Genomic DNA, 25892 nt, shown 5'->3' on the forward strand with positions numbered 1-25892 from the left:
ACGCGCTTTAGGAATAGGCCTTTTTTGTGCATGTCGTTCTCCCAAAACCGGGGGCACTTTTGGGCGACATGCATCAGACTTCAAACGCCTCGATGATGGCCTTGGCGACGAGGCCTGGATCTTCCCAATGCGGGTTGTGGCCACAGCTCTCGGCCCGAACGAAGACGGCTTCTGCAAGAGCGGATTGCAACGCCTGCTGGTGCGCCTCGCCGAACAGCGGGTCGCACGCGCCGGCGATGATCAGCGTCCGGGCCTGCACGGCCCGCGCAGCATCGGTCAGGTCGGCGCGGCGGATTTCCTCGAGAATCGCGCGCCAGCGCGGGGTCGGCATCGCCGAGGCCTCTTGCGCCAAGCCGGCGAGAAAGGCTGCGGGCACGTCGGGACGACAGGCATGCCACCAGGCATAGAACGGATCGGCCGGCGATATCGGGTCGCGCAGCGCCTCGACGCCTGTGACCAGCGGATGACCCGGCGCGAAATCGGGCTTCAACGTGCCGGCCAGGACCACCAGCCCGCCGATCAACTCCTTGTGCCCCGCAGCCAAAGCGACAGCCACCATGGCGCCCAGCGAATGGCCGACGACGACCGGTCGGTCGAGTTGTAAACTCTGGATCAGCCCGGCGATATCATCGGCAAGATCGGCGATGCCGCAGTTCTTGCCAGCCTGCGAGGCGCCGTGGCCGCGCAAATCCGGCATGATCAGACGGCGGCCGGCCAGATATGGCGCCAGAAGCGAAAAACTGCGGCTGGTGTCGGTGAAGCCGTGCACCAACAGCAGTGCCGGCTCGGCGCCCGATATCTCGACATAGGCGATGTCGAGATCGCCGACAGTGACGAACTGCTTGCGGCTGGCCCAGGCGCCCTGCTCCGCCATCACATCCTGCTTCGGCAAGTCATCAAGCGCGGCCGCTCTCACAGGCCGAGCTTTTCCTTGACTGCGGCGAGGCCCGGCTTGCCGTCAAAAGTGGTGACGCCGGCGAGCCAGGCGTCGAGGCGGCTTTTGTTCGCCATGATTGCCTTCAGCGCACCGTCCTCCGGCTTCATGCCGTCATTGATCAGATAACCCATGCCGACATTTTCGAAATCGATGTCGAAGACGAGATTCCCGAGGAATTGCGCGACGTTCGGGCACTGCTCAAGATAGCCCTTGCGCACCTGCGTCGTTACCGTCGCGGCACCGAAATTCGGGCCGAAGAACTTGTCGCCGCCGGTCAGATATTTGAAGTCGTACATCGTGTTCATCGGATGCGGCGCCCAGCCCTGAAAGACGATGAACTGCTTTTCCTTGATCTCGTAGCCGACCTCCGACAGCATGCCGGCTTCGCTGGACTCGACCACCTGCCAGCCGTCCAGGCCAAAGGCCGGATCGGCGACGGCGTCCATCATCAACTGGTTTGAACCGGGCTCGATGCCGTACATTTTCTTGCCGAACTTGTCGGCGAATTTGTGCAGGTCGGAAATGTCCTTGACGCCGGCATCCCAAGCGTAAGTCGGGACGGCGAAGGTGTATTTGGCGCCCACGAGATTGACGCGCACATTCTCGACAGAGCCGTCCTTCTTGTAGGGCTCGTAATAGGTGACCATGGCCGGATCCCAGTAGCCCAGGAACAGGTCGAGGTCCCTGTTCTTCATGCCCTCGTAGATGACGTTGATGCCGAGCACCTGGCTTTGCGGCTGATAGCCGAGCGCCTCCAACAGGACGTTGGCGACCCCGGTGGTGAAGGCAAGGTCGTTCCAGCCGGGTTCGGCCATGCGGATCGTCCTGCACTCTTGGCCCTCGGCCGCCTGAGCCGCATGAGAGGCCAACATGAGGGCGGCCAAACAGACGCCGTTTGCAAGGATGCGCAACATTTCGGTTCTCCTCATTGTCGTCAAATTGACCAATTGGTCTTTTTATTGTCCCATAGGTCAATTCTTGATCTGAGCGGACGGAAATGTCAACGTGGATTCGCGATGCATGGACCGATCCCGTGAAACTCAAGCGTCTCAGTGAGATCCGCCGCAAGGAGCTGCGGCAGGCGGCCTTCGCGGTGCTGGAGCGCGAAGGCATTGCCGGTGCGACCCTGGAAAAGGTGGCGGCGCAGGCCGGTGCCTCCAAGGGCATCGTGCTGCACTATTTCCGCAACAAGCAGGAATTGTTCGAGCACGCGATGCGCGAGGCAAACGCCGTCCTGTGCCAGGCGGTGATCGCGCGGCTTCGCCGGGCGCGTACGCCGATGGAGCGCATGGATGCGGTGATCGAGGGCAATTTCGAGGAGCATCTGTTCCAGCCGCCTCTGTGCCATGCCTGGCTGTCGCTCTGCGCCGAGGTGCCGCGCGACGAGAAGATGGCCCGTATCCAGCGGGTGATCCATGCGCGCATGCGCTCGAACCTGTTGTCGGGCCTGCACGGCCTCGCCTCGCCTGGAGACGCCGACGACATCGCGCTTGGCGTCACCGCGCTGATCGACGGGCTTTGGCTGCGGCTCGGCCTGCAGCCAGGCAGCGTCTCGCGGGAACAGGCGGTCCGTCAGGTCAAGAACTATGTCGCGGGCCGGCTGGCCATGCGGGAGCCCGTCACCGAAGTTCATACCGTGGGATAGGCGGTAGTGGGTCAGTTTGAAATTTGATGCCGCGAATGCCGTTGTCGTGACCCGCCGTGAACTCCTATATGCTTACAGAAAAGTATGGGACGGCGTATGACAATCGAGTGCATAGCCCCGCCGAATGCACTGGTGCGCGGAAAGAGTGGATCGAAGGTAATCCAGACATCAAGCACGTCAGCACGTCATTTGCCGAACGCCAAAACCGGACTATGCGGATGCATATGCACCGCTTCACGCGCCTGACCAACGGCAGTGGAAGCTCACGCCAACGCCGTTGCCCTGCACTTCATGTATTACAACTTTGTCCGCATTCATGCTTCATGCGCATGACGCCCGCGATGGCCGCCGGCGTGACTGGCAAGCTTTGGGAGATTAGCGATATCGTTGCGCTGATCGAGGCGAAGGAAGCCGAAAAGCCAGCGGCTCGGGGGCGTACCGAAAGAAAGGTGTCTCAACTGATTGATCCTCAACCCATCACGAATGAAAATATCCTGAGGGTTCTTTGCATCGTCCTCGTCGAAATTCGCGCGACCGATGATCTATCCAGAGCTCGTATGCTCGCGGATTCATTTCACAACGCACCGGCCATGATCGCCTCTGGCGCCGGTCCGCAGGATACCTGGGCAAGTGTACTTGGAACCGCTCGCAGGCTTGATATGGAACGATATGTCGTCTCACTGCTGAGCCACGTTCAGGCGAGACAGATTTCAAACTGACCCACTACCGGATAGGCTGGCCGCTTGACCTCGCCCGCTGATATGCGGTGCTCTCGCGGCGGCCAGAGCAGCCTTGGAGCGTCGAATGAGACTTCACAACAAGCGCGCGCTGGTCACTGGTGGGTCGGACGGTATCGGCCTGGCGATCGCAGAAGCCTTTTTGCGCGAGGGCGCGGACGTGCTGATCGTCGGCCGCGACACCAAGAAGCTCGACGCCGCCCGCAAGCAGCTCGGCGGCAATATCGAGACGCTGTCGGCCGATCTTGCCACATCGGCCGGCATCGCAGCCGTCGTCGAGCAGGTGAAAAATTCCGGCCGGCCTCTCGATATTCTCGTCAACAATGCCGGAGTGGCTTTCCTGGTGCCGTTCGAAACCGTCAGCGAGGCGCAGTTCCAGCAATCCTTCGCGCTGAATGTCACTGCTGTGTTCTTCCTCACACAGGGCCTGCTGCCGCATCTGGCGGCCGGCGCATCGGTGATCAACATCTCGTCCTATTTCGCCAACAAGATGATCCCGAAGCGGCCGTCGAGCCTCTATTCGCTGTCGAAGGGCGCGTTGAACTCGCTGACCAAATCGCTGGCCTTCGAACTCGGCCCGCGCGGCATCCGCGTCAACGCCATCGCGCCGGGCACGGTCGACACCGCCATGCGGCGCAAGACCGTCGACAATTTGCCGGCCGAGGCAAAGGCGGAGCTGAGGGCCTATGTCGAGCGCAGCTATCCGCTCGGCAGAATCGGCCGCCCCGACGACCTCGCCGGCATCGCGGTCTATCTGGCCAGCGAAGAGGCCGCCTGGACCAGCGGTGGCATTTTTTCCGTGGACGGCGGCTATACGGCGGGGTGATCCGTCCGGGCGCCACGCCAGGCGTCGGCATTTTCGGCGGCGCCGCTTTCCACAAATCCGAGTGCGCCTACCGCCTCCAGGATCTGATCGCGAACCCAGCGATGGGGTGGCTCGTCGTCGTGGCGCGCGTGCCAGTACATCCTGATTTCAGGAACAGCAATGGGAAGTGGCGGTTCGAAGATGACGAGCGGCATGGTCTTGGCCGCCCAAACCGCGAACTGCCTGGGAACCGCCGAGAGGTGGTTTCCGGTTGCCACGGCCAATGCGACAGCCTGAAAGTGCGGCAGGGTCAGGCTTACACGGCGCGTTCGTCCGATCTTGCGGAGCGCCTCGTCGGTGGACCCCGACATCGAGCCATCGATAGAACGAAGAACATGGGGCAGTTCGCAGAAGAGGTCGATCGGTAGAAGCTCGCCTTCCATGATCCCCGCCTGCCTGATCGCAGCGTTGTCGCTCGCGGCGATGATGGCGAATGGTGAATGGAACAGAGGCGTGCTTGAGACCCAGTCGGAGACCTCCAGCGGACGCTCGAGCGCTACGTCGATTTCATCGTCCTGGAGCAGCCGCGAGACGTCGCCGCGCGCGCTGTCGAGAAACCTTAGCGACGCGCGCGGCGCGGCACCCGCGATGCGCGCCGCTAAAGTTGGCATCAGCATCATGGAAAAGAAATCCGCACCCATGAACGTGAAGGTTCGCTCCAGTTCCACCGGATCGAACGCCTTGGCCGAGTGGAAGACGCGTTCGATTTCACGAAGCGCCACGCGTAACGGCTCGGCCATGCTCTCGGCGCGTGGCGTCGGCATCATGTCATTGCCCCGTCGCACGAACAGCTGGTCGTTGAGGAGATGCCGCAAGCGATTGAGCGCAGCGCTGACGGCAGGCTGGCTGAGGCCGATCTGCTCGCCGGCACGCGTAACGCTTCTCTCCCGCAGAAGGGCGTCGAACACCCTGATGAGATTGAGGTCGAGCGCGTTCAAATTCATCGCATCAATTCGCCCCATACGATCATTCGATTTCCGTTGTCGGCATATCCCTGGCTAGATCGTCATCGGCCCAGCAGGCACAGGCAACAGGAGGATCAGACGGCCATGACAATGACCCCCGGCACGATCACAGGCAAGGAACTCTTCTGGTTCAACAACACGCTTGTCGCGATCCACGTCTCGTCGGCGGCAGGAGAGGACGGCACCTGCGTCGTCGAGCATCGCATGCCCTATGGCGACTCCCCGCCCCTGCATGTGCATCGCAGGGAGGACGAAGTGTTTCACATCCTGGACGGGAGACTGCGCTTTCAGATCGACGGCCACGAACGCATTGCTGAAGCCGGCGAAACCGTCATTGCGCCGAAAGGCCTGCCGCACACCTACCGGGTCGAATCGCGCGAAGGCGCGCGTACGCTCACCATCACGCGCGGTTCGGATTTCGAGACGATGCTGCGTCAGGCGAGCCGTCCCGCCGAACAGCCGGAGGTGCCGCCGCAGATGCAACCAACACCGGAAATCATCGCGGCACTGGTGCAGCTCTGCGCAGAAAACGGCATCGACATTGTCGGTCCGCCGCTAGGGTGAGAGGCCGAAACCGCGCATTCTTTCCCTTCTCCACTTGTGGGAGAAGGTGGCCGCGAAGAGGTCGGATGAGGGTGTTCCAGCTTGGCGCCGACGGCACTCCGTCACCCACCCCTCAACCGTCTCGGCGCTGCGCGCCGATCCACCTTCTCCCACAAGGGGAGAAGGCGAGAAGCGCCGCACCTTCAACCGATTTGCATCCTCGCCGCCCGCAATCTCCGCTTGAAGCCGTTTGTGCAACGCGATACGCCGTTGCCGACTTCGACAAGGAGAGACCCGTGACCGCTGCAAAGACCAGAACCGAAACCGACACGTTCGGCCCGATCGAAGTCGCCGCCGACCGCTATTGGGGCGCGCAGGCGCAGCGTTCGCTCGGCAATTTCAAGATCGGCTGGGAAAAGCAGCCGGCATCGATCGTGCGCGCGCTGGGCATCGTCAAGCGGGCCGCGGCCGAAGCCAATATGGACCTTCAGCGGCTCGACCCGGCGATCGGCAAGACGATTGTCGAGGCGGCACAAGAGGTCATCGACGGCAAGCTCGACGACCATTTCCCGCTCGTGGTCTGGCAGACCGGCTCGGGCACGCAGTCCAACATGAACGCCAATGAGGTGATCTCCAACCGGGCGATCGAGATGCTGGGCGGCGTCATGGGCTCCAAGAAGCCGGTGCATCCCAACGACCACGTCAATATGAGCCAGTCGTCGAACGACACCTATCCGACGGCCATGCACATCGCCTGCGCCGAACGCATCGTGCACGAGCTGTTGCCGGCGCTGAAGCACCTGCACAAGGCGCTCGCCGCCAAGAGCAGAGAGTTCAATCACATCATCAAGATCGGCCGCACGCACACGCAGGATGCCACCCCCCTCACGCTTGGCCAGGAATTTTCGGGCTATGCCGCGCAGGTCGCCTCGTCGATCAAGCGCATCGAGCTGACGCTGCCCGGCCTGCAGGAACTGGCGCAGGGCGGCACCGCCGTCGGCACCGGCCTCAACGCGCCGGTCGGCTTCGCCGAAAGGGTGGCGGATCGCATCGCCACCATCACCGGCATTGCCTTCGTCACCGCGCCGAACAAGTTCGAGGCGCTGGCGGCCCATGATTCCATGGTGTTCTCGCATGGTGCCATCAACGCGGCGGCCGCAGCGCTGTTCAAGATCGCCAACGACATCCGTTTCCTCGGTTCCGGCCCGCGTTCGGGCCTCGGCGAACTGTCGCTGCCGGAAAACGAACCGGGCTCGTCGATCATGCCGGGCAAGGTCAATCCGACCCAGTGCGAGGCGCTGACGCAGGTCTGCGTGCAGGTGTTCGGCAACAATGCAGCACTCACCTTCGCCGGCAGCCAGGGCCATTTCGAACTCAACGTCTACAACCCGCTGATGGCCTACAATTTCCTTCAGTCGGTGCAACTACTCTCCGACGCCTCGGTCTCCTTCACCGACAATTGCGTCGTCGGCATCGAGGCGCGCGAAGACAACATCAAGGCGGCACTCGACCGCTCGCTGATGCTGGTGACGGCACTGGCGCCGACCATCGGATACGACAATGCCGCCAAGATCGCCAAGACCGCGCACAAGAAGGGCACCACGCTGCGCGAGGAAGCGCTTGCCACCGGGCTGGTCAGCGAAGCCGATTACGACCGGCTGGTGCGGCCGGAGGACATGACGCATCCGGGGTAGGCAATTCCGGGAAAAATGTCTTGTGGTTTTCCGTCCGGAATTGCGTCAGCCAAAAGCCCAGTATTCCGCGCGGGAGAATTTACTCCCGTCGCAACCTGACCCGAAGCAAATTTTGCGCGGGCCGCCCGATCACGGAAACGTAAGTACTGTGAACAATGTGTCGCCAGTCTGGTGGCTTTGGTGAACAGTCGGCTTGCTCTATCTCCCCGGTATCAACCCATCCCGGAGAGCCACCATGTCCATCAACACTTCAGTCGCCGGTTCCGGCGCATCCAATGCCTCGACCACCATTCTCCTCGGCCGCGTCCTGCTTGCCGTCATCTTCCTGCTTTCAGGCTTCGGCAAGCTGACCGCCATCACCGGCACGGCCGGCTATTTCGGCAGCCTCGGCCTGCCCTTGCCGACCGTAACGGCCATTGTCGTCGGCCTGATCGAGCTTCTCGGCGGCCTCGCCATCCTCGTCGGCTTCAAGACCCGGATTGTCGCCTGGGTGCTGGCGATCTTCACGGTCGCTACCGGCTTGGTCGCCCACACCGGTTGGGCTGACCAGATGCAGATGATCCAGTTTCTCAAGAACCTCGCCATCGCTGGCGGCTTCCTCGTGCTGGCTTCCTCGGGCGCCGGTGCCTATTCGATCGACGCCAAGCGCGGCTGAGCCAAAAACTGGCAATAGCCGAACGAAAGAGCGGCGCGGAATTTTCCGCGCCGCTTTTTCGTTGTTGGTACATGCCCGCCGATCTGTCGGCCGGAGTTTTCTGCTAGAGCAGTTCACCGTTTCACGGAAACGGCCAACCGCTCTAACTCTTTGATTTGACGCCATTCCGGACGGAAACCGTTTCACACTTTTCCTGGAATTGCTCTAGGATCGGGGCATCGGACGAGGCCGGCCGGCGGCCGATAACGGAGGTGAACATGCCCCGCAACGCGCTGCTCCTGCTCTCCCGGCTGCTGCTCGCCGCCCTGTTCGTGCCCTCCGGTTTCCAAGCTTTGAGCGATATTGCCGGCACGACAGGCTATTTCGCCGGCCTCGGCCTGTCGCTGCCGACGCTTGCCGCCTGGGGCACGGGACTGTTCGAACTGATCGCCGGGCTGCTCATCCTGGTCGGTTTCCAGACCCGGATCGCGGCGCTGCTGCTCGCCGCCTTCTGCATTGCCGCCGGTTTCATCGGCCATTACGGCCAGGGCGGCGGCGACGCGATGCTCGCCTTCCTGCACCAGCAGATGCTGATGAAGGACATTGCGATATCAGGCGGGTTCGTTGCGTTGGCGATGGCCGGTGCGGGAGCCTGGTCGGTCGACGGACGTGGTTTGGCCTGACGGACTGGGTTGGAAACGTCGACGGGACAGCACCCCCCTCTGTCCTGCCGGACATCTCCCCCGCAAGGAGGGAGATCGGATGTCATCCAGGCTTTCGCCAATCTTCAATGTTGCAAGAAAAAAGCACCGACGACGAAGCAGCCAATCTCCCCCCCTTGCGGGGGAGATGTCCGGCAGGACAGAGAGGGGTGTGAAGAAACTCGACCGAGCAGGTTCTAATCCGCTCTGCTCCGACTCTACTTCACCGACCCACTGGGCCCACCTTCGACGGCCAGCACCAGCCGGCGGTTGGTGATCCTGGCCAGTTGCGCCAGGCGCCCGGCCGGCCGCTCGCCATAGAGATCGGCCAGCGATGCCGGCAAGACCAGCGCCAGCACGCCGTTGGCGCGCTGTTCCCATTTCAGCCTGGGCATGATGCCGGGCATCGACGCCGTCAGCAGGTAGACGACGCGCATCATCGCGGCGAGCACGCGCGCCCGCTCCAGATAACGCGGCGGCGCCAGCGCCTTGATCTCGGGGGCGATGGCTTCGTTGAAGATGCCGTCGTGACGATAGGCGTTGGCCATGGCCAGGAAAGCACGGCCGGGATGGTCGACGCCGAAGAAGGAGGCGTGCGCAATGATGTTGAGCGATTGCTTGCCGCGATATTCGGGATGCGCGCGCCAGCCGATGTCGGCCAGCAATGCGGCCGCGTGGCGGTAGCGCGCCTCGTCCTCGGTCTCGTCGATGCCGAAGGCAGCAAAGGTTTTGGCGGTCCAGTCGACGAGCTCATGCGCATGGGCGACGGAGCGTGAGCGCAGGCGGGCGAGTTCCTCCGAGGCCGAAATCAGCGGATCGGCCTTCTGCTCCGCCTCGTCGAGCAGCGAATAGAGAAAGCCTTCGCGTACACCCAGAGCCGAAACGATGATCTTCGACGGCTGCATCGCCGCCATGATCTCCTGCAGCACGACGGCGCCATAGGGCAGCAGCGAACGGCGGTTCTTGGAAACGCCTTCGATGCCCTTGACCTTCTCGATCTCGGCCTTGGCCACCTGCTTGAGGAAATTCGCCGCGCTTTCGGCCGAGATCTCGTAATGGTGCATGACACCAAGCGGATAGTTGGTCATTTCCATGTGCAGCCGGGCAAGATTTCGCCAGGTGCCGCCGACGGCGTAGAAGGGCCGGCCCTGCCCGCCTTTCAACAGCTTCGCCTTCGCCAGTTCGTCACGCGCGATCTTCGCCGCCTGAGCCAGCGAGTTCTTCGCCATGTCCTGCAGGCGCAGGCCGCCCAACGGCAGCGTGATGCCGTCACCGATCGCTTCGCCGCTGACGTCGACCAGTTCGAGGCTGCCGCCGCCCAGATCGCCGGCGATGCCATTGGCCGGGTGGAAGCCGGAAATGACGCCGAGCGCGGAATAATAGGCTTCCTGACGGCCGCTGATGACACGAATCTCGGTCTTCAGCACGTCCTCGGCGCGGTGAATGAAATCGGGACCGTTGATAGCCTCACGGGCGGCGGCGGTGGCCAGCACATACATATGCTCGGCGCCGGCCTGGTCGGAGAGCGCGCGAAAGCGGCGGAACTCCTCCATCGAGCGCGTCACCGCCTCGGGGTCGAGCTTGCCGGTCGACACGATGCCGCGGCCGAGACCGGCCAGCATCTTTTCGTTGAACAGCATGGTCGGCGAACGCGCCAGCCCCTCATAGACGACGAGACGGATCGAATTCGATCCGATGTCGATGATGGACAGCGGTCGGCGGTCCTGCAACCGGCCCTGGGAATCAGACAGCATCAGCCGGACGCTGCTGCGTTCTTCTTGCGGCGCTTGAACTGCGCAATGCGCTTGGGCGCATGCGACTTCAGCGCGTCACCCCGTCCCGACAGGCTCGGATTGGTCATGAAATATTCCTGCGCGTTGAACGGTTCCTCGCCCTCCTCCAGCACGACGCGCCGGGAGGTTCCATCAGCCAATACGTCGAAACTTTGCTGATTGTCCATGATGTTGCCCAGCATGATCTGGCCAAGGATCTGTTCGTGCACAGTTGGATTGGTGATCGGCACCATGGTTTCGACGCGGCGGTCGAGATTGCGCGGCATCAGATCGGCCGAGGAGATGTAGACGATCGCCTCGTCCGACGGCAGGCCGTGACCGTTGCCGAAACAATAGATGCGGCTGTGCTCGAGAAAGCGGCCGACGATCGATTTTACGCGGATGTTTTCCGACAGGCCCGGAACCTGCGGCCTTAGGCAGCAGATGCCGCGCACGACCAGGTCGACCTCGACGCCGGCGCGGCTGGCATCGTAGAGCGCGTCGATAATGATCGGATCGACGAGTGCGTTCATCTTCATCCAGATGCGCGCCGGTTTCCCCTGCACCGCGTAGGCAATCTCGTCGGCAATGTGCTTCAGGATGCGACTTCTCAGCGTGAACGGCGAGATCGCCAACCGCATTTCATCCGTCGGCTCGGCATAGCCGGTGATGAAATTGAACAGCTGGGCGACATCGCTGGCGATCGTCGGATCGGTGGTGAAGAAGGACAGGTCGGTGTAGATGCGCGCCGTTACCGGATGGTAGTTGCCGGTGCCGAGGTGCACGTAGTTGCGCAGCTTGCCGTCCTCGCGCCGCACCACCAGCGACATTTTCGAATGGGTTTTCAGCTCGAGAAAGCCGAACACGACCTGCACGCCGGCGCGCTCCAGGTCGCGCGCCCAGCGAATGTTGGCTTCCTCGTCAAAGCGCGCCTTGAGCTCGACCAGCGCGGTGACCGACTTGCCGGCTTCGGCCGCGTCGACCAGCGCACGCACGATCGGGCTGTCGTTGGAGGTGCGGTAAAGCGTCTGCTTGATCGCCACCACTTCCGGATCGGCCATCGCCTGGCGCAGGAACTGCACCACGACGTCAAACGATTCGTAGGGGTGATGGACGACGATGTCCTTCTCGCGGATGGCGGCAAAACAATCGCCGCCATGCTCGCGGATGCGCTCGGGAAAACGCGGATTGTAGGGCGTGAATTTCAGGTCGTCGCGGGGAACGGCGACGATCTCGGAAATCTGGCTGAGCGCCAACGGACCGGTCAAGACGCTGATGCGGCTGGACGACACGCCAAGCTCGCCGGCGACGAAGTCGCGCAATTCATCAGGCATCAGCCTGTCGAATTCGATGCGGATCACCGAACCGCGCCGCCGCCGCTTCAGCGCCGTTTCGAACAGGCGCACCAGGTCCTCGGACTCCTCCTCGACCTCGATATCGCTGTCGCGAATGATGCGGAACGTGCCGGAGCCCTTGACCTCATAGCCGGGGAAGAGCTTGCCGATGTAGAGGCCGACCGCCTCTTCCAGCGGGATGAAGCGGACGTGATGCTTGCGGTCCGGCAGACGGATGAAGCGCTTCAGCGCCACCGGCAGGCGCAGCAGCGCGCTCATCTCTTCGCCGTTCTTGCGATGGCGCAGTTGCAGCGCCATCGAGAAGCCGAGATTGGGAATGAACGGGAACGGGTGCGCCGGATCGATCGACAGCGGGGTCAGCACCGGGAACACCTGCCCCTGGAAATGGTCTTCCAGCCAGATTTTCTCGTCCTTGGTCAGCACATCGCGGGTGATGCTCTCGATGCCTTCCTTGTTGAGCAGCACGGTGAGCGCCGAAAGGCTCTTCTGCTGGTCTTCCTGCAGCCGCTCGACCTCACGCAGCAGCTGTTCGAGCTGCTGTTCGGGGGTGCGGCCGTCAGGGCTCTTCAGCGTGATGCCCTCGCGCACCTGGCCGGCGAGGCCGGCGACGCGCACCATGAAGAACTCGTCGAGATTGGCGGCCGAGATCGACAGGAAGCGGACGCGCTCCAGCAGCGGATGATTGAGGTTCAGCGATTCCTCGAGAACGCGCCGGTTGAACTGCAGCCAGGAAAACTCGCGGTTGACAAACCGGTCCGGATTGCCGCCCTCCGGACGAGCTACCTCGACATCCACGAATTCGTTCTGCACCGGCTTCAGTTCGTTCATGATTCCCGCTCTTCCACACCGTCAGCCAGCTAAAGCGCCGCGCGTCATTCAGGACGCGCAAAGGACGCTCTACCACTCCAAGGCGACGCATGGTCCTTGCCGAAAACCGGTGTCGGTCTTCGGGGCCATGCGTTAACCGGCTTAACTTATCCTCTGACAGGCTTTTGCGACAGTTTCATTTCATCGAACTTGCAAAGAGGCCTGATATGATCCAGATGCAGACGAGACTGCGTTAAGGAGACGACGATGGCAGGCGGTTCCATTCCCCATTTTCAGAACGATGCGGGCTATCAGGCAATCGACATCGGCGTGAAGGAATTCATGTGCACGGGCGCCAATCCGCCTTTCGACCACCCGCATGTGTTTCTGGACATGGGCGACGACAACGAAAAGGTCTGTCCCTATTGCTCGACGCTCTACCGCTATTCGCCGAAGCTGAAGGCAACCGAAACGCTGCCGGCCGGCTGCATCTACATAGAACAGGCCGCCTGAGTCTTTCGCGACCAGCCCGATGAACGACACGCGCTCCCGGCAAATTGTCATCGCCGGGGCGGGTGTCGCCGGATTGACCGCAGCGCTGGCGTTCGCCGAACGCGGCTACTCGGTACGGGTGTTCGAACAGGCGCAGCGCCTGGAAGCGGCAGGCGCCGGCATTCAGCTTTCTCCCAACGCGACCCGCATCCTTCGCCAGCTTGGCGTACTCGACCGGCTGCTGCCGGCGGCGGTGCGGCCGGAAGCCGTGGTGCTGAAGGAGGCCGCGACCTTGCGCGAACTGGCGCGCGTGCCGCTGGGGCAAGCCGCCGAAACGCGCTGGCAGGCACCTTATCTCGTCGCGCACAGGGCCGATCTGCAGCGCGCACTGACCGCGCGCGCTGCCGAGATACCGGATATCCATCTCACCACCGGCGCCCGCATGGGCGGCGTTGACACCGGCCCGCACGGCATCACCGCGACGGCCGAGATCGGTGGCAAAACCGTCGAGGCGGAGGGCTTCCTGCTGGTTGGGGCCGATGGCGTCTGGTCGTCGGTGCGCGCACTTGTCGATTCGGCCAAGGGGTCGGCTTCGCGAAGAAACCATTTCTCCGGCGAACTGGCCTGGCGCGCCACCGTCGCGGCCGAGAGCGCCGCCGGTCAGAGCTTTGCCGCCATCGGCGCCAGGGACTGCGTCACCACCTTCCTGCATCCTGGCTTCCATATGGTCGCTTATTCCGTCAGCAAGGGTGCGGCCTTCAATCTCGCGGCCTTCACCAGGGGCGACCGCATTGCCGAGGGCTGGTCCGGCAACGCCGACGCCGGGATCCTGAGCAGCGCCCTGCGCGGCACCGCGGCAGAACTTGCCCGCCTGGTCGAGCAGGCCGGCCCGTGGACCGCATGGCCGATCCACACGGTCGACAGCAAACAACCTTGGACGACCGGCAACATCGCGCTGATCGGCGACGCCGCGCATGCGATGACCCCGTTCGCGGCGCAAGGTGCGGCGATGGCGATCGAGGATGCTGCGACGCTTGCCGACATCATCGCCGACTTCCCTGCCGATCCTCTGGCCGCGCTTGCCGTCTGGGAGCAGTCACGGCGGCCGCGTGTCGCGCAGGTCGCCCGACGCGGCGCTGTCAACCGGCTGGCCTGGCATGCCGTGGGTCCAGTGGCGATTGCGCGCAATGTGTTCCTGAAGGTGCGCTCGTCGGAAAAACTCGCGGCGGATCTGGACTGGCTCTATGGGTGGCAGGCTCAGAAGATCATTCGACGCTGAGCGTACAAGCACAATCGGTTGGTGGGACAGCACCCCCCTCTGTCCGGCAGGACAGAGGGGGGTGTGAAGGAACGCGACGCCAATTCGCGGAATGCTCACGCTAATTATACAAGCTCATCGACAGCCCGAGCGATACAGGCAGCGGGTTCCACCAGCCGGTGCGCAGGCCGGCGATGCGCAAGGCCGCCGCCGTCCAGGTGTTGCAGCCGACCAGTGCGTTGAAATGGCCATTGCCTTCGTAGAAGGCGTCGAACCTGGAATAGGCTGCGTCCAGAACGAGGATCGGGCCTTCCGGTCCCCGCTGGAAACTCGCATCGATGAAATCGAGCAACGCCGTGAACCGATCCTCAGTGATGTCGAACCCCGCGATATCAGGGCGCGGTTCGACGATGTCACCGGCGACATCGACATGCATGACCGAGGCGTCGAGTGTCAGTGCCTTCATCACCGGCACCGCCTTCAACTCGGACCATGTCGGCGTCTCCAGGTAGAAGGCGCGGCCGCCCCAGCCGAAGACGATGTAGCGGACCTCCGGCCTGTCGGCCGGTATGCCCGCGTCGACCAGGAAATGGAAACGCCGGCGCACGGCGTCATCGACCGGGATGGCGATATCGGTGTGGATCGGATTGTTCAGCACCAGGATGTGGTGCGTCGCGGCGGGCATGGCGGCGGCCGCCGGCCACAGCGGCCGTGGCACGAAGGTGCCCGTCGTCACGGCGAGTGCGACGACAACCAACAGAAGACCTAGAAAACGTCCCAGTCTTTTCATGAAAGGCGGCCCTGCAAACGCGCTCCGGCGCGACACGAACGCCCGCCTGTTATCCCATACGCAAAAGAGCCCGGCAGTGTTTCAGCCGGGCTCTTCGTGGCCGTCGAGGCCTAGTGCAGGATCTGCGACAGGAACAGCTTCGTGCGCTCGTGGCGCGGGTGGTCGAAGAACTCGGCCGGCGTGTTCTGCTCGACGATCTGGCCCTGGTCCATGAAGATCACCCGGTTGGCGACCTTGCGGGCAAAACCCATCTCGTGAGTGACGCACAGCATGGTCATGCCTTCCTCGGCCAGGCCAACCATGGTCTCCAGCACTTCCTTGATCATCTCCGGATCGAGCGCCGAGGTCGGCTCATCGAACAGCATGATGCGCGGGTTCATGCACAGCGAGCGGGCAATCGCCACACGCTGCTGCTGGCCGCCGGAAAGCTGGCCGGGATATTTGTTGGCCTGTTCCGGGATCTTGACGCGCTTGAGGAAATGCATGGCGATTTCCTCGGCCTGCTTCTTCGGCGTCTTGCGCACCCAGATCGGCGCCAGCGTGCAGTTCTCCAGGATGGTCAGATGCGGAAACAGGTTGAAGTGCTGGAACACCATGCCGACCTCGCGGCGCACCTCGTCGATCTTCTTGAGATCATTGGTCAATTCCTTGCCGTCGACAATGATCTTGCCCTTCTGGTGCTCCTCCAGGCGATTGATGCAGCGGATCATCGTCGATTTGCCGGAGCCGGAGGGGCCGCAGATGACGATGCGCTCGCCGCGCATCACTTTCAGGTTGATGTCCTTCAGCACATGGAACTCGCCATACCATTTGTGCATGGCGATGATGTCGATGGCGACATCGGTGGTGGAAATCTGCATCTTGGCGGCGTTGACCTTGATCTCTTCGGCGCTGACGGCATTTTCGGTGGCCATGACAGGGGGTCCCCTTGTTCTTTTGTTTAACGTTTGTGGCCGGTGTCGAGCCGGCGTTCGGTGTACATTGAATAGCGCGACATGCCGAAGCAGAACAGCCAGAAGACGAAGGCCGCGAAGATCAGGCCGGACCTCGCCGTCTGCGCGGTTGCCCAGTTTGCATCGGAGAAATTCTGTTTGACGATGCCGAGCAGGTCGAACATCGAGATGATGATGACCAGGCTGGTGTCCTTGAACATGCCGATGAAGGTGTTGACGATGCCCGGGATGACCAGTTTCAGCGCCTGCGGCATGACGATGAAATACATTTTCTGCCAATAGCCGAGACCGAGCGAATCGGCACCTTCATACTGGCCCTTGGGAATCGCCTGCAGGCCGCCGCGCACCACTTCGGCCATATAGGCGGCGGCAAACAGCGACACACCGATCAAAGCGCGCAGGAACTTGTCGAACGAGACACCCTCCGGCAGGAACAGCGGCAGCATGACGCTGGCAAAGAACAGCACGGTGATCAGCGGGATGCCGCGCACCGTCTCGATGAAGACGACGCACAGCGTCTTGATGATCGGCATCTTGGAACGGCGGCCGAGCGCCAGCACGATGCCGAGCGGCAGCGACACGGCAATGCCGACGAAAGACAGGCTGAGCGTTACCAAGAGCCCGCCCCACAGCGAGGTCTCGACATGCGGCAGGCCGAACATGCCGCCGACCAGCAGGACGAAGGAGACGACCGGCAGCACGAAGAACAGCAGAACCGCATTCAGCCCTTTGCGCGGCACTTTCGGGATAAGCATCGGCACCAGCAGTGCCACGAACAGTATGGCGACCAAAATCGGCCGCCAGCGCTCCTCGATGGGATAGCGTCCGACCATGAACTGGCCGAATTTGGCGTTGACGAAAGCCCAGCAGGCGCCGGTCCAGCCATCCGGCTGGATGCCGCCTTGCGCCACCGTGGCGCATACGGTCCGGTCCGGTCCCGTCCACACGGCGTTGATGAACGCCCAATTGATGATTTGCGGCAGGATCATCGCCACCAGGGCGATGCCGACGATGGTCAAAATGGTGTCGCCGGCAGAAGCGATCAGGTTCTTGCGCACCCATGCGCCGAGGCCGGTGACGCTGGCGGGCGCCGGCTGCGCCAGCACCATTTCGGTTCGCACCCAGGACATATCATGTTCTTGCATGTCCTTACCTCACCTCTCCACCAGCGCCATCTTGGCGTTGAACCAGTTCATCACAAGCGAGGTCAGGAGGCTGATGGCCAGATAGATCACCATCATGATCACCACGCCTTCGACGGCCTGGCCGGTCTGGTTCAGCACCGTCCCGGCGGTCGCCGTCAGGTCCGGATAGCCGATGGCGATAGCCAGCGACGAGTTCTTGGTCAGGTTGAGATACTGGCTGGTCAGCGGCGGAATGACGATGCGCATGGCCTGCGGCACGACGACCAGCCGCAGGATCGATCCGGACCGCAAGCCCAACGCACCGGCAGCTTCCGTCTGGCCCGCGCTGACACCCCTGATGCCGGCGCGCACGATCTCGGCGATGAAGGCGGCGGTATAGCAGGACAGCGCCAGATAAAGCGACAGGAACTCCGGCCGGACCTGAAAGCCGCCGGCCAGGTTGAAAGTCGACTGCTTCGGGTAGTCGAAGCTCAGGGGAAAGCCGCTCAGCGCATAGGCGAGCAGCGGAAGCCCGACGATCAGCGCGGTGGACGTCCAAAACACTGGAAATTGCTGGCCGGTCGCCATCTGCCGTTGCCGCGCCCTGCGCGCGACGAACCACGCCATGGCGATGCCGACGAGCAGGGCGACGAAGATCAGCCATGAGCCGTCGCCCCACACGGCGCGTGGAAAATAGAAACCGCGCTGGTTGAGGAAGGAGCCGAACGGCAAACCGATGCTGTCGCGCGGCGCCGGCAACACGGCCAGCACGCCGGAATACCAGAAGAAGATGACCAGCAACGGCGGGATGTTGCGGAAGACCTCGACATAGACGGTGCAGATCTTCCTGATCAGCCAGTTCTGCGAGAGCCGGCCGATGCCGATGACGAAGCCGATGATTGTCGCGGTGATGATGCCGACGATGGCGACGATCAAGGTGTTGATGAGGCCGACCAGAATCGCGCGGCCATAGGTCGAATCCGACGAATAGGCGATCGCGCTCTCGCTGATGTCGAAGCCGGCGCGGCCCTTGAGGAAGCCGAAGCCTGAAGCGATGCGCAGCCGCGTCAGGTTGTCGATGACGTTGTGGGCAATCCACCAGACGCCCGCCACCAGCAGCACGACGACCAGCACCTGGAAGAATATGCCCCGGATTTTCGGATCGTTGATGAAGGAACCGCGGCTGGGCTCCTCGCGAAGTACGTCCTGCGATGCCATTCGACCGTCCCCTGGAAAGAGAAACCGGGAGGCAGATGATCTGCCTCCCGGATCACATTTCGATCAGCGGATCGGCGGCGCGTATTGCAGGCCGCCTTTGGTCCACAGCGCGTTGATGCCGCGCGCGATCTTCAGCGGGCTGCCCGAGCCGACATTGCGCTCGAACATTTCGCCATAATTGCCGACTGCCTTGACGATGTTGACCACCCAGTCATTGGAGACGCCGAGATCGGTACCGATCTTGGTATCGGCTTCCTGGCCGAGCACGCGCTTGATCTCGGGGCTGGCCGAGTTCTTCATCTCATCGACATTGGCCTTGGTGATGCCGAGCTCTTCAGCCTGCAGCAGCGCGAAATAGGTCCACTTGACGATGTGGTACCACTGGTCGTCGCCCTGGCGAACGGCCGGTCCGAGCGGCTCCTTGGAGATGATCTCGGGCAGCACGACATGGTCGGCCGGCGCTCCCAGCGTCAGGCGGATGCCATAGAGGCCCGACTGATCGGTGGTGTAGACGTCGCAGCGGCCGGCATCATAGGCGGCGTTGACCTCTTCCAGCTTTTCGAAGACGACGGGATTGTACTCCATCTTGTTGGCCTTGAAGTAGTCGGCGAGGTTCAGCTCGGTGGTGGTGCCGCTCTGCACGCAGACGGCGGCGCCCGAAAGCTGCAATGCCGAATTGACGCCCGGCAGCTTCTTGGCGTTGATCATGAAACCCTGGCCGTCATAGTAGGTGACGCCGATGAAATTCAGGCCAAGCGCCGTATCGCGGTTGATGGTCCAGGTGGTGTTGCGCGAGAGGATGTCGATCTCGCCCGACTGCAGCGCGGTGAACCGCTCCTTGGCGCTGAGCGGCGTGAACTTGACCTTGGAGCCGTCACCAAAGACGGCGGCCGCGACAGCGCGGCAGAAATCCGCATCGATGCCTTGCCAGTCACCCTTGTCGTCCGGCGCCGAAAAGCCGGCCAGGCCGGTGGAGACGCCGCACTGGATGAAGCCCTTCGCCTTGACGGTGTCGAGCGTGGCCGCCGACGCGGCGGACGCCATCAATCCAAGCGTGGCGGCGCCTAGAATGCCGATAGCAATATGTTTCATGACCCACAGACCCTTTTCTCTGTTTTTCAGGAGTAAATCCTGATTTTTTTCTCCCGTGTGAACGCGGCTCCCATCCCGGCCCATCCCGGAACCCCGCATCGTAACCGACGCGCCGCCTCCCGTTCACAAATGTCATCGAAGGCGATAATTCCTGTGAGGTCAAGGGAAATGACCGAAACCCAAAGAGTTTGAAAACCGATTGCCGCAAATGCCCGATTTACAGACAAACACGCCCGCGATTTAGCCAGCAGGGCTAATAAAGGCGGCAAATCTCATGCAACGCCAACGCCGGGCCAATACGGGCCGCGGCAGCGAAATCCATCCCGGGCAATACCTCGTCGTTGTTGACCTCCGCGTGCGACGAACTACCAGGTCCCAAGATTGTCATCTGACAATTTACTGACGGCTGCATACCAATACAGACCGCCGACGAAGACTGTTCTCAAAGGGCTTGAAAGACGATCCAGATCCCGATGGCAGCCATAAACGCACCTGAAACGCGCGGAATCAGCTGCCCGGTCGGCACCGTCTTCTCCAGCAGAACAAGGATGGCGATGCCGGCGATCCACAGCACGTTCATGACGCCACCGACGAACAACAGAGCCATCAGCGCCCAGCAGCACCCCAGGCAATAAGCGCCGTGATCCATGCCGAGCCGAAGCGCGCCGAGCGGAGCGGAGCGGAATCCGCCACGGCCGGCCAGGAACGCGATCGGCGCCTGACATTGGCGCAGGCAGACGCCCTTCATCGGCGTCCATTGATAGAGACCGGCGGCGATCAGAACGAGGCCGCCGAGGATCGCGCTGCCGGTCGCCATCGAGGGATCGAGCAAGGCTAGACGGGCGAGAAGCCATTGCGCACCGGTCGCCAGGAGGCTGAAGACGACCCAGACGGCGAGATAGCCGGCAAAAAACCATCCCGTCGAAGCGATGGGCCGGCCATCCGCCCGCGCCTTGCGGCCGACCCCGGCATAAAGCAGCAACATCGGCGCGACCGACGGCGTCATCATGCCGACCATCATCACCGCCCACATCGTGAAGGTGAAGGCGAAATCGCCCAATGCCCAGGGCCGGAAGCCGGGCGCCATGGCGGCGCCCATATCAATGCCGGACATATCCATGCCGGCCATGTCGCCGCCTCCGCCGTCCGGCAAGGGGGAGCCGGGCATGACCATGGTGGCGGCGAGCCACAGCACATAGGCCCAGGCGAGCACGGCAATCACGACGAGCGCGACCGTCACGACCGCGCGATCGCGCCTCAGCACCGCCTCGAGGGCCGTATCGCCCATTGGATCAGGTCAATGCACGATGCCGCTCTGCGTGAGATGCAGATTGGCGAAATGGCTGTGCGTATCGGCCAGCTCGAACTTGATCGGGCCCGTCGCCTTGGTCCAGCCGCGCCCGACCTCGGCGATCGCGTATTCGAAGCCGTGCGGCAAGTCGATGCGCGCCTGGTGCGCGGCGCCGGTGACCGGATTCCGGATCGGCTCGCCGCGACCGTCGGTTATACCCTCGACATGCAACTGACCGGTTCGCGCGTCGACGTCGATCTTGAACTCGATCGGCGCGAAGATCGGATCGTGGAATTTCTCCAGAGTGGTCGAAAAGACCTGAAATATCGTTGCACCTGGCTCGGTGTCCAGACCACCCAATATGCGAAGCAGCGCGCCACGTTGGGCTTCCGTCGCCCTCTCGTCGATGACCACCGCGGCTTCACCCCCGCCCTGGTGTATGGCGCCGGGCCAGCTGAAAATCCCGACGAACCGCAACCCGTCGAGCTTGGTGTCGCCGTGATGGCCGCTCTCGATTTCCATGCCGGCGACCGCCTGGCAGAATCCGTATGTCGGCATGGCGTTGAACTGGCACGGGCAGCCATAGGCGCAGTTGCAGTTGATGAATTCGCTCGCCTTCATGGCCCATTTGACATCCGGCATGGCATTCCTCCCTTGCCGCGCTCACGCTTCGTGAGCGCGATCCGGATCGTGGAGGACCAGAGGTCAACCGGCAGCAACCATCCGGCAGCATCTGATCGAAGCAATCCGGCGATTAACATTAGCCGACGATCATATACCATCCACAGCCGCCCACAATAGACCGATCGGCTGAGACAAGGGCTCCGAACGCAGTTCAATAAAAGGCCGCCTTTTGCGATAGGAATTTTTTCTTGACTCCCTGCCCTCAGCTATGGTACATATTCGTCCATGGTGCCGATTTGCGCCGATAACCCGCCGCACAGGCGGGTTTTTCGTTTGATACCCTGTCCCAGCATCGCTGTTTTTGCCGCGACGAATTGGCATATTCGAAGTCCGCCTCCTGGCGGACGGTGGCTGTTGCACGGTCCATAGCGCCGCACTATGGCTAGCGGCTTGTCAAACAAGGCGACGCAGAATGGCGAAAGACGGCAGCGAGCACGGCGGGATGGGCATCAACACGCGGCTTGCCCATTCGGGCAACAACCCGCATGACTATTTTGGCTTCGTCAATCCGCCGGTGGTGCATGCTTCGACCGTGCTGTTTCGCGACGCGGCTTCGATGGCGGCACGCAGCCAGAAATACACTTACGGCACGCGCGGCACACCGACGACCGATGCGCTTGCCCATGCCATAGACGCGCTGGAAGGCTCGGCAGGCACGATCGTGGTGCCGTCGGGCCTTGCGGCGGTGACGGTGCCGCTGCTCGCCTTCGTCTCGGCCGGCGACCATCTGCTGATCGTCGATACCGTCTATCATCCGACCCGCAATTTCGCCGACACGATGCTGAAGCGGCTGGGCGTCGAGGTCGAGTACTACGCTCCCGATGTCGGCGCCGGCATCGCGGCGTTGATCAAGCCCAACACCAAGGTGGTGTTCACGGAATCGCCGGCCTCCAACACGTTCGAGGTGCAGGACATCCCGGCCATCGTCAAGGCGGCGCACGCCGCGGGCGCCATCGTCATGATGGACAACACCTGGGCGACGCCACTCTATTTCCGCCCACTCGACCACGGTGTCGACATATCGATCCATGCGGCGACCAAATACCCGGCCGGCCATTCCGACGTGCTGCTTGGCACGGTGTCGGCCAAGGAGAGCTGCTGGACGCACCTCTACGAAAGCTTCTGCACGCTTGGCTGTTGCGCCGGGCCCGACGACGTCTACCAGGTGCTGCGTGGCCTGCGCAGCATGGGCGTGCGCCTCGAACACCATCAGCGCAGTACGCTTGCGATCGCCTCCTGGCTCGAGGGCCAGAAGGGCGTGGCGCGCGTGCTCCACCCGGCCCTGCCCAGCCATCCGGATTACGCTCTGTGGAAGCGCGACTTTTCCGGCTCGAGCGGCATCTTTTCCATCGTTCTTGCCGGTGGCGGCCAGAAGCAGCAGCACGCCTTCCTCGACGCGCTGCGGATCTTCGGCCTCGGCTATTCCTGGGGCGGCTATGAGAGCCTTGCCGTGCCGGTCTGGCTTGGCGACCGTGTCGTTGCAAAAGCCCCCTATGAGGGTCCGTTGATCCGCCTGCAGATCGGCCTCGAGGATGTCGACGACCTGAAGGCCGATATTTCGCGCGGCCTGACCGCCGCAGCAGCGGCCTAAAGCGTGTCGCGCCTGAAGATTTTCAGGCGACCCGCTTCAGGTTTTGTTTTTGTGCATGTCGTTCTCCCAAAACCGAGGTCACATTTGGGCGACATGCGCTAGCGAAATTCTATTCCCTCAAATTGCGGTTTCCCGGATCAGTTTGGCTTTCAAATTCAGCGCTGCCGCGTCATTGCGGTGCGATCAGCACATTTTCGACTTCCCCTGGAATACCGGCAGAGTTTTCGACCCCATGGCTTTCCGCCTTTTTGTTCCCATTCTTGCCGGCGCAACGCTGCGCGAGCGTCTCGTCGCCTGTATCGGCGCGACGATCGGGATTGCACTCACCGGCGTGATCGCCAGCCTTGTGCTCGGCAACGGCCCGCATGTGCCGCTGCTGGTGGCGCCGATGGGGGCGTCGGCGGTGCTCCTGTTCGCCGTGCCCGCCAGTCCGCTGGCACAGCCATGGTCGATCATCGGCGGCAACACGATATCGGCCCTGGTCGGCGTGATCGTGGCGCATTTCATCCACGAAACCGCCCTTGCCAGCGGCATCGCGGTGGCACTGGCCATCGCCGCCATGTCGTTCACGCGCTGCCTGCATCCGCCGGGCGGAGCGGCCGCGCTGACCGCGGTGCTGGGAGGGCCTGCCGTCATCAGCGCCGGCTTCCTGTTTCCATTCGTGCCGGTGGCGCTGAACTCGATCCTGCTGGTGACGCTCGGCTACGGCTTCCACAGGCTGGCCCGGCGCAATTATCCGCATGTACCGGTTGCAGCGCCGGCGAACAGCCACGGCACCGGCGACCCGCCGGCGCAGCTGCGCGTGGGCTTCCGGTCCGAAGACATCGATGCCGCGCTTGGCGCACTCGACGAGACATTCGATATCGATCGCAACGATCTCGACCGGCTGCTGCGGCAGGTCGAGTTGCAGGCGATGGTACGCGCGCACAAGACGCTTCTGTGCGAGGATATCATGTCGCGCGATGTGATCTCGGTCGATGCTCACACCTCCACCGAGGCGGCGCGCCAATTGCTGCTTGACCACAACATCCGGACCTTGCCGGTCGTCAATGCGGAGGCCAGGCTGGCAGGCACCGTGGGGTTGCGCGAACTCACCCAGGCCTCCGGGACGGTCGGATCCGTTGTATCGCCCGCGGCAACAGCCGCCGCCGGCTTCGCCGCCATGGGTCTGCTGCCGGTGCTCACCGACGGCCGCAGCCATGCGGTCATCATCGTCGACGACGACAAACGGATTCTCGGGCTGATCACCCAGACCGATCTGTTGGCGGCCACGGCGCGCCTGCAGGCTGCCTGACAAGCCTTCACTCGCGCGGTAGGGTACCGCCGCCGGGCCCCGCGAAAAGTCTTCGGGAACCTTTTGCCGGCGACAGCGTCCAATCTCTCAATCGAGGTTCGGTCCGGAGATTGGGTTGAGGAAACTGGCCATGCCTGCTGTCTTGACGGCCGTGCCTTCTGCTGTGCCAGGCGAGATGCAGCTTGTGCGCCGCGCCTTGGCGCGCGACGGCGATGCCTTCCGCACCATCATCAAGACACACAATCAGCGGCTCTACCGGATCGCGCGTGGCGTCGTGCGCAATGACAGCGAGGCCGAGGACATCGTGCAGGAGGCCTACGTCAAGGCTTTCGCCCATCTCGATGCGTTTCGCGGCGACTCCTCGCTCGCCACATGGCTGTCGCGCATCGTCATCAACGAGGCGCTTGGCCGCCTGCGCAAAAGGCGCAGAACGGTGGCACTGCCGGAAAATCCGCAAGCCGAGATCATCCGGTTCCCTCTCAACCCCAGCGACGATCCGGAACGGACGATGGCGCAAAGGCAGATCCTCCAACTGGTCGAACAGGCCACCGACAGCCTTCCCGACGTCTACCGGACGGTGTTCGTGGCGCGGGTGATCGAGGGGCTGAGCATCGAGGAGACCGCCGATCTCCTCGGCGTGCGGCCGCAAACCGTCAAGACAAGGCTGCACCGCGCGCGCGCCCTGGTACGCAAAGCGCTGGACGACCAGATCGGACCGGTGCTGCTCGATGCCTTCCCCTTCGCCGGCCGGCGTTGCGAACGACTGACTAGCGCAGTGATGCGGCGGCTAGGGCTGGAAAGCTGACCCTCACCGGATTCAGTTGATTTTGGCGGGAACGTTTGCCGCCGACCAGCATCCAATGACCGTCAACCGAAAAACACAGTCCGGCGCGATTTTCAGCGTCCGGACGAAGGAGATGCCATGTCTATCCGACACACTGCCGCGCTCGCCGCCCTGCTGCTGCTTGGCGCGTCCCCGTTCGCACAAGCCGCCGACAAGCCGACCGATCCGCAGATCGCCCACATCGCCTACACGGCCGGGGTCATCGACGTCGAAGCGGCCAAGCTGGCGATCGAGAAATCGAAGAACAAGGAGGTTGTCGATTTCGCCAAGGACATGGTCCGGGATCACGAGGCTGTAAATGTTCAGGCGCTCGACCTGGTGAAGAAGCTCAAGGTCACGCCGGAAGACAACGCCACCAGCCAGGCGCTGACCAAAGCTGCGGCGGAGGAGCGGGCCAAGCTTGCCAAACTCGACGGCGCTGCCTTCGACAAGGCCTATGTCGACAATGAGGTCGCCTACCACAAGCAGGTCAACGGCGCGCTCGAAACCCTTTTGATCCCGTCGGCGCAGAATGCCGAACTGAAGAGCCTGCTGGAAACCGGCCTGAAGATTTTCCAGGGCCATGAGCAGCACGCCGAGCACGTCGCCGGCATGCTCAAGTAAGGA

At 62.7% G+C, this 25892-nt stretch carries 24 protein-coding genes and 1 pseudogene; 13 read left to right on the forward strand and 12 right to left on the reverse strand.

Translation table 11 applies throughout. The features are described from left to right. Positions 1–73 precede the first annotated feature (73 nt). Together NKJ11_RS05125 and choX are read right to left on the reverse strand one after the other, a co-directional pair. The gene (locus NKJ11_RS05125; RefSeq protein ID WP_352792816.1) at positions 74–916 is read right to left on the reverse strand and encodes an alpha/beta fold hydrolase; all 843 of its coding nucleotides are present in this window, start codon (positions 914–916) and stop codon (positions 74–76) included. Further along, on the reverse strand, positions 913–1851 hold the full coding sequence (gene choX, locus NKJ11_RS05130; protein WP_352792817.1) for a choline ABC transporter substrate-binding protein: 939 nt from the start codon (positions 1849–1851) through the stop codon (positions 913–915). Before choX ends, NKJ11_RS05125 begins: the two co-directional genes overlap by 4 nt. An 83-nt stretch (positions 1852–1934) precedes the next feature. On the opposite strand from choX, the gene betI reads away from it, so the two are divergent. The 3 genes and pseudogenes from betI (at position 1935) to NKJ11_RS05145 (ending at position 4145) form a co-directional block, all read left to right on the forward strand. After that, positions 1935–2582, forward strand: coding sequence for a choline-binding transcriptional repressor BetI (betI, locus tag NKJ11_RS05135; protein ID WP_352792819.1), 648 nt, complete (start codon positions 1935–1937; stop codon positions 2580–2582). 56 nt (positions 2583–2638) lie between these two features. Beyond that, positions 2639–3001 (forward strand): annotated as a pseudogene (locus NKJ11_RS05140) (IS1 family transposase); the annotation flags it as partial. Positions 3002–3386: 385 nt separating this feature from the next. Continuing rightward, positions 3387–4145, forward strand: coding sequence for an SDR family NAD(P)-dependent oxidoreductase (locus NKJ11_RS05145; protein WP_352611844.1), 759 nt, complete (start codon positions 3387–3389; stop codon positions 4143–4145). Here NKJ11_RS05145 and NKJ11_RS05150 read toward each other — a convergent pair. Beyond that, a complete protein-coding gene (locus NKJ11_RS05150) occupies positions 4130–5128 on the reverse strand; it encodes a LysR family transcriptional regulator (RefSeq protein ID WP_352792821.1) in 999 nt (332 codons plus the stop codon). The genes NKJ11_RS05145 and NKJ11_RS05150 overlap by 16 nt on opposite strands. A gap of 111 nt (positions 5129–5239) precedes the next feature. Between NKJ11_RS05150 and NKJ11_RS05155 the strand changes: the two genes are divergently transcribed. From NKJ11_RS05155 to NKJ11_RS05170, 4 genes are all read left to right on the forward strand, one after another. Continuing rightward, positions 5240–5713 (forward strand): cupin domain-containing protein, encoded by a 474-nt coding sequence (locus NKJ11_RS05155; RefSeq protein ID WP_023814131.1) that lies wholly within the window; start codon positions 5240–5242, stop codon positions 5711–5713. A 275-nt stretch (positions 5714–5988) separates the two neighbouring features. Then, positions 5989–7386, forward strand: a complete 1398-nt coding sequence (fumC, locus tag NKJ11_RS05160; RefSeq protein WP_352611846.1) for a class II fumarate hydratase — start codon at positions 5989–5991, stop codon at positions 7384–7386. A gap of 235 nt (positions 7387–7621) precedes the next feature. Continuing rightward, entirely contained in the window at positions 7622–8041 is a 420-nt protein-coding gene (locus NKJ11_RS05165) for a DoxX family protein (protein ID WP_127289105.1), read from the forward strand. A 257-nt stretch (positions 8042–8298) separates the two neighbouring features. Then, the gene (locus NKJ11_RS05170) at positions 8299–8703 is read left to right on the forward strand and encodes a DoxX family protein (RefSeq protein ID WP_352442925.1); all 405 of its coding nucleotides are present in this window, start codon (positions 8299–8301) and stop codon (positions 8701–8703) included. A gap of 236 nt (positions 8704–8939) precedes the next feature. Here the strand turns inward: NKJ11_RS05170 and ppx are convergent, their stop codons facing one another. Then, the gene (gene ppx, locus NKJ11_RS05175) at positions 8940–10475 is read right to left on the reverse strand and encodes an exopolyphosphatase (protein ID WP_352629660.1); all 1536 of its coding nucleotides are present in this window, start codon (positions 10473–10475) and stop codon (positions 8940–8942) included. Continuing rightward, on the reverse strand, positions 10475–12676 hold the full coding sequence (locus tag NKJ11_RS05180) for an RNA degradosome polyphosphate kinase (protein ID WP_352792822.1): 2202 nt from the start codon (positions 12674–12676) through the stop codon (positions 10475–10477). The genes ppx and NKJ11_RS05180 overlap by 1 nt, the downstream gene beginning before the upstream one ends. Positions 12677–12922: 246 nt before the next feature. Between NKJ11_RS05180 and NKJ11_RS05185 the strand changes: the two genes are divergently transcribed. Both NKJ11_RS05185 and NKJ11_RS05190 read left to right on the forward strand, forming a co-directional pair. After that, positions 12923–13168: a zinc-finger domain-containing protein gene (locus NKJ11_RS05185; RefSeq protein WP_027037845.1), complete on the forward strand. Its 246-nt coding sequence runs from the start codon at positions 12923–12925 to the stop codon at positions 13166–13168. Between the two features lie 19 nt (positions 13169–13187). Then, the gene (locus NKJ11_RS05190; protein ID WP_352629657.1) at positions 13188–14426 is read left to right on the forward strand and encodes an FAD-dependent monooxygenase; all 1239 of its coding nucleotides are present in this window, start codon (positions 13188–13190) and stop codon (positions 14424–14426) included. Between the two features lie 100 nt (positions 14427–14526). Here NKJ11_RS05190 and NKJ11_RS05195 read toward each other — a convergent pair whose 3' ends face one another. The 7 genes from NKJ11_RS05195 to NKJ11_RS05225 all read right to left on the reverse strand — a co-directional run bounded on the left by NKJ11_RS05195 (position 14527) and on the right by NKJ11_RS05225 (position 21515). Beyond that, a complete protein-coding gene (locus NKJ11_RS05195; RefSeq protein WP_352792823.1) occupies positions 14527–15195 on the reverse strand; it encodes a TIGR02117 family protein in 669 nt (222 codons plus the stop codon). 110 nt (positions 15196–15305) lie between these two features. Further along, a complete protein-coding gene (locus NKJ11_RS05200; protein ID WP_031213892.1) occupies positions 15306–16055 on the reverse strand; it encodes an amino acid ABC transporter ATP-binding protein in 750 nt (249 codons plus the stop codon). Between the two features lie 80 nt (positions 16056–16135). Next, positions 16136–17293 carry an amino acid ABC transporter permease gene (locus NKJ11_RS05205; protein ID WP_127289116.1) on the reverse strand — a complete coding sequence of 386 codons (1158 nt, stop codon included), beginning with the start codon at positions 17291–17293 and terminating at the stop codon, positions 16136–16138. Positions 17294–17302: 9 nt separating this feature from the next. Next, on the reverse strand, positions 17303–18490 hold the full coding sequence (locus tag NKJ11_RS05210) for an amino acid ABC transporter permease (RefSeq protein ID WP_128305379.1): 1188 nt from the start codon (positions 18488–18490) through the stop codon (positions 17303–17305). 63 nt (positions 18491–18553) lie between these two features. Continuing rightward, positions 18554–19582 carry an amino acid ABC transporter substrate-binding protein gene (locus NKJ11_RS05215; protein ID WP_023814120.1) on the reverse strand — a complete coding sequence of 343 codons (1029 nt, stop codon included), beginning with the start codon at positions 19580–19582 and terminating at the stop codon, positions 18554–18556. Positions 19583–20024: 442 nt separating this feature from the next. Beyond that, positions 20025–20870, reverse strand: coding sequence for a DUF2182 domain-containing protein (locus NKJ11_RS05220; protein WP_352555370.1), 846 nt, complete (start codon positions 20868–20870; stop codon positions 20025–20027). Between the two features lie 9 nt (positions 20871–20879). Then, complete coding sequence (locus NKJ11_RS05225) at positions 20880–21515, reverse strand: DUF1326 domain-containing protein (RefSeq protein ID WP_127381241.1); 636 nt, start codon at positions 21513–21515, stop codon at positions 20880–20882. Positions 21516–21969: 454 nt separating this feature from the next. Here NKJ11_RS05225 and NKJ11_RS05230 point away from each other — a divergent pair, with 454 nt between their 5' ends. From NKJ11_RS05230 to NKJ11_RS05245, 4 genes are all read left to right on the forward strand, one after another. Next, positions 21970–23148: a cystathionine beta-lyase gene (locus tag NKJ11_RS05230; protein WP_352792825.1), complete on the forward strand. Its 1179-nt coding sequence runs from the start codon at positions 21970–21972 to the stop codon at positions 23146–23148. Between the two features lie 232 nt (positions 23149–23380). Then, complete coding sequence (locus tag NKJ11_RS05235) at positions 23381–24442, forward strand: HPP family protein (protein ID WP_352555364.1); 1062 nt, start codon at positions 23381–23383, stop codon at positions 24440–24442. Positions 24443–24572: 130 nt separating this feature from the next. After that, entirely contained in the window at positions 24573–25247 is a 675-nt protein-coding gene (locus tag NKJ11_RS05240) for an RNA polymerase sigma factor (RefSeq protein WP_127289128.1), read from the forward strand. Between the two features lie 117 nt (positions 25248–25364). Then, positions 25365–25889, forward strand: a complete 525-nt coding sequence (locus NKJ11_RS05245; protein ID WP_352555362.1) for a DUF4142 domain-containing protein — start codon at positions 25365–25367, stop codon at positions 25887–25889. Positions 25890–25892 lie beyond the last annotated feature (3 nt).

It is taken from the genome of Mesorhizobium sp. M0243, from assembly GCF_040321775.1.
Taxonomy (GTDB): Bacteria; Pseudomonadota; Alphaproteobacteria; order Rhizobiales; family Rhizobiaceae; genus Mesorhizobium.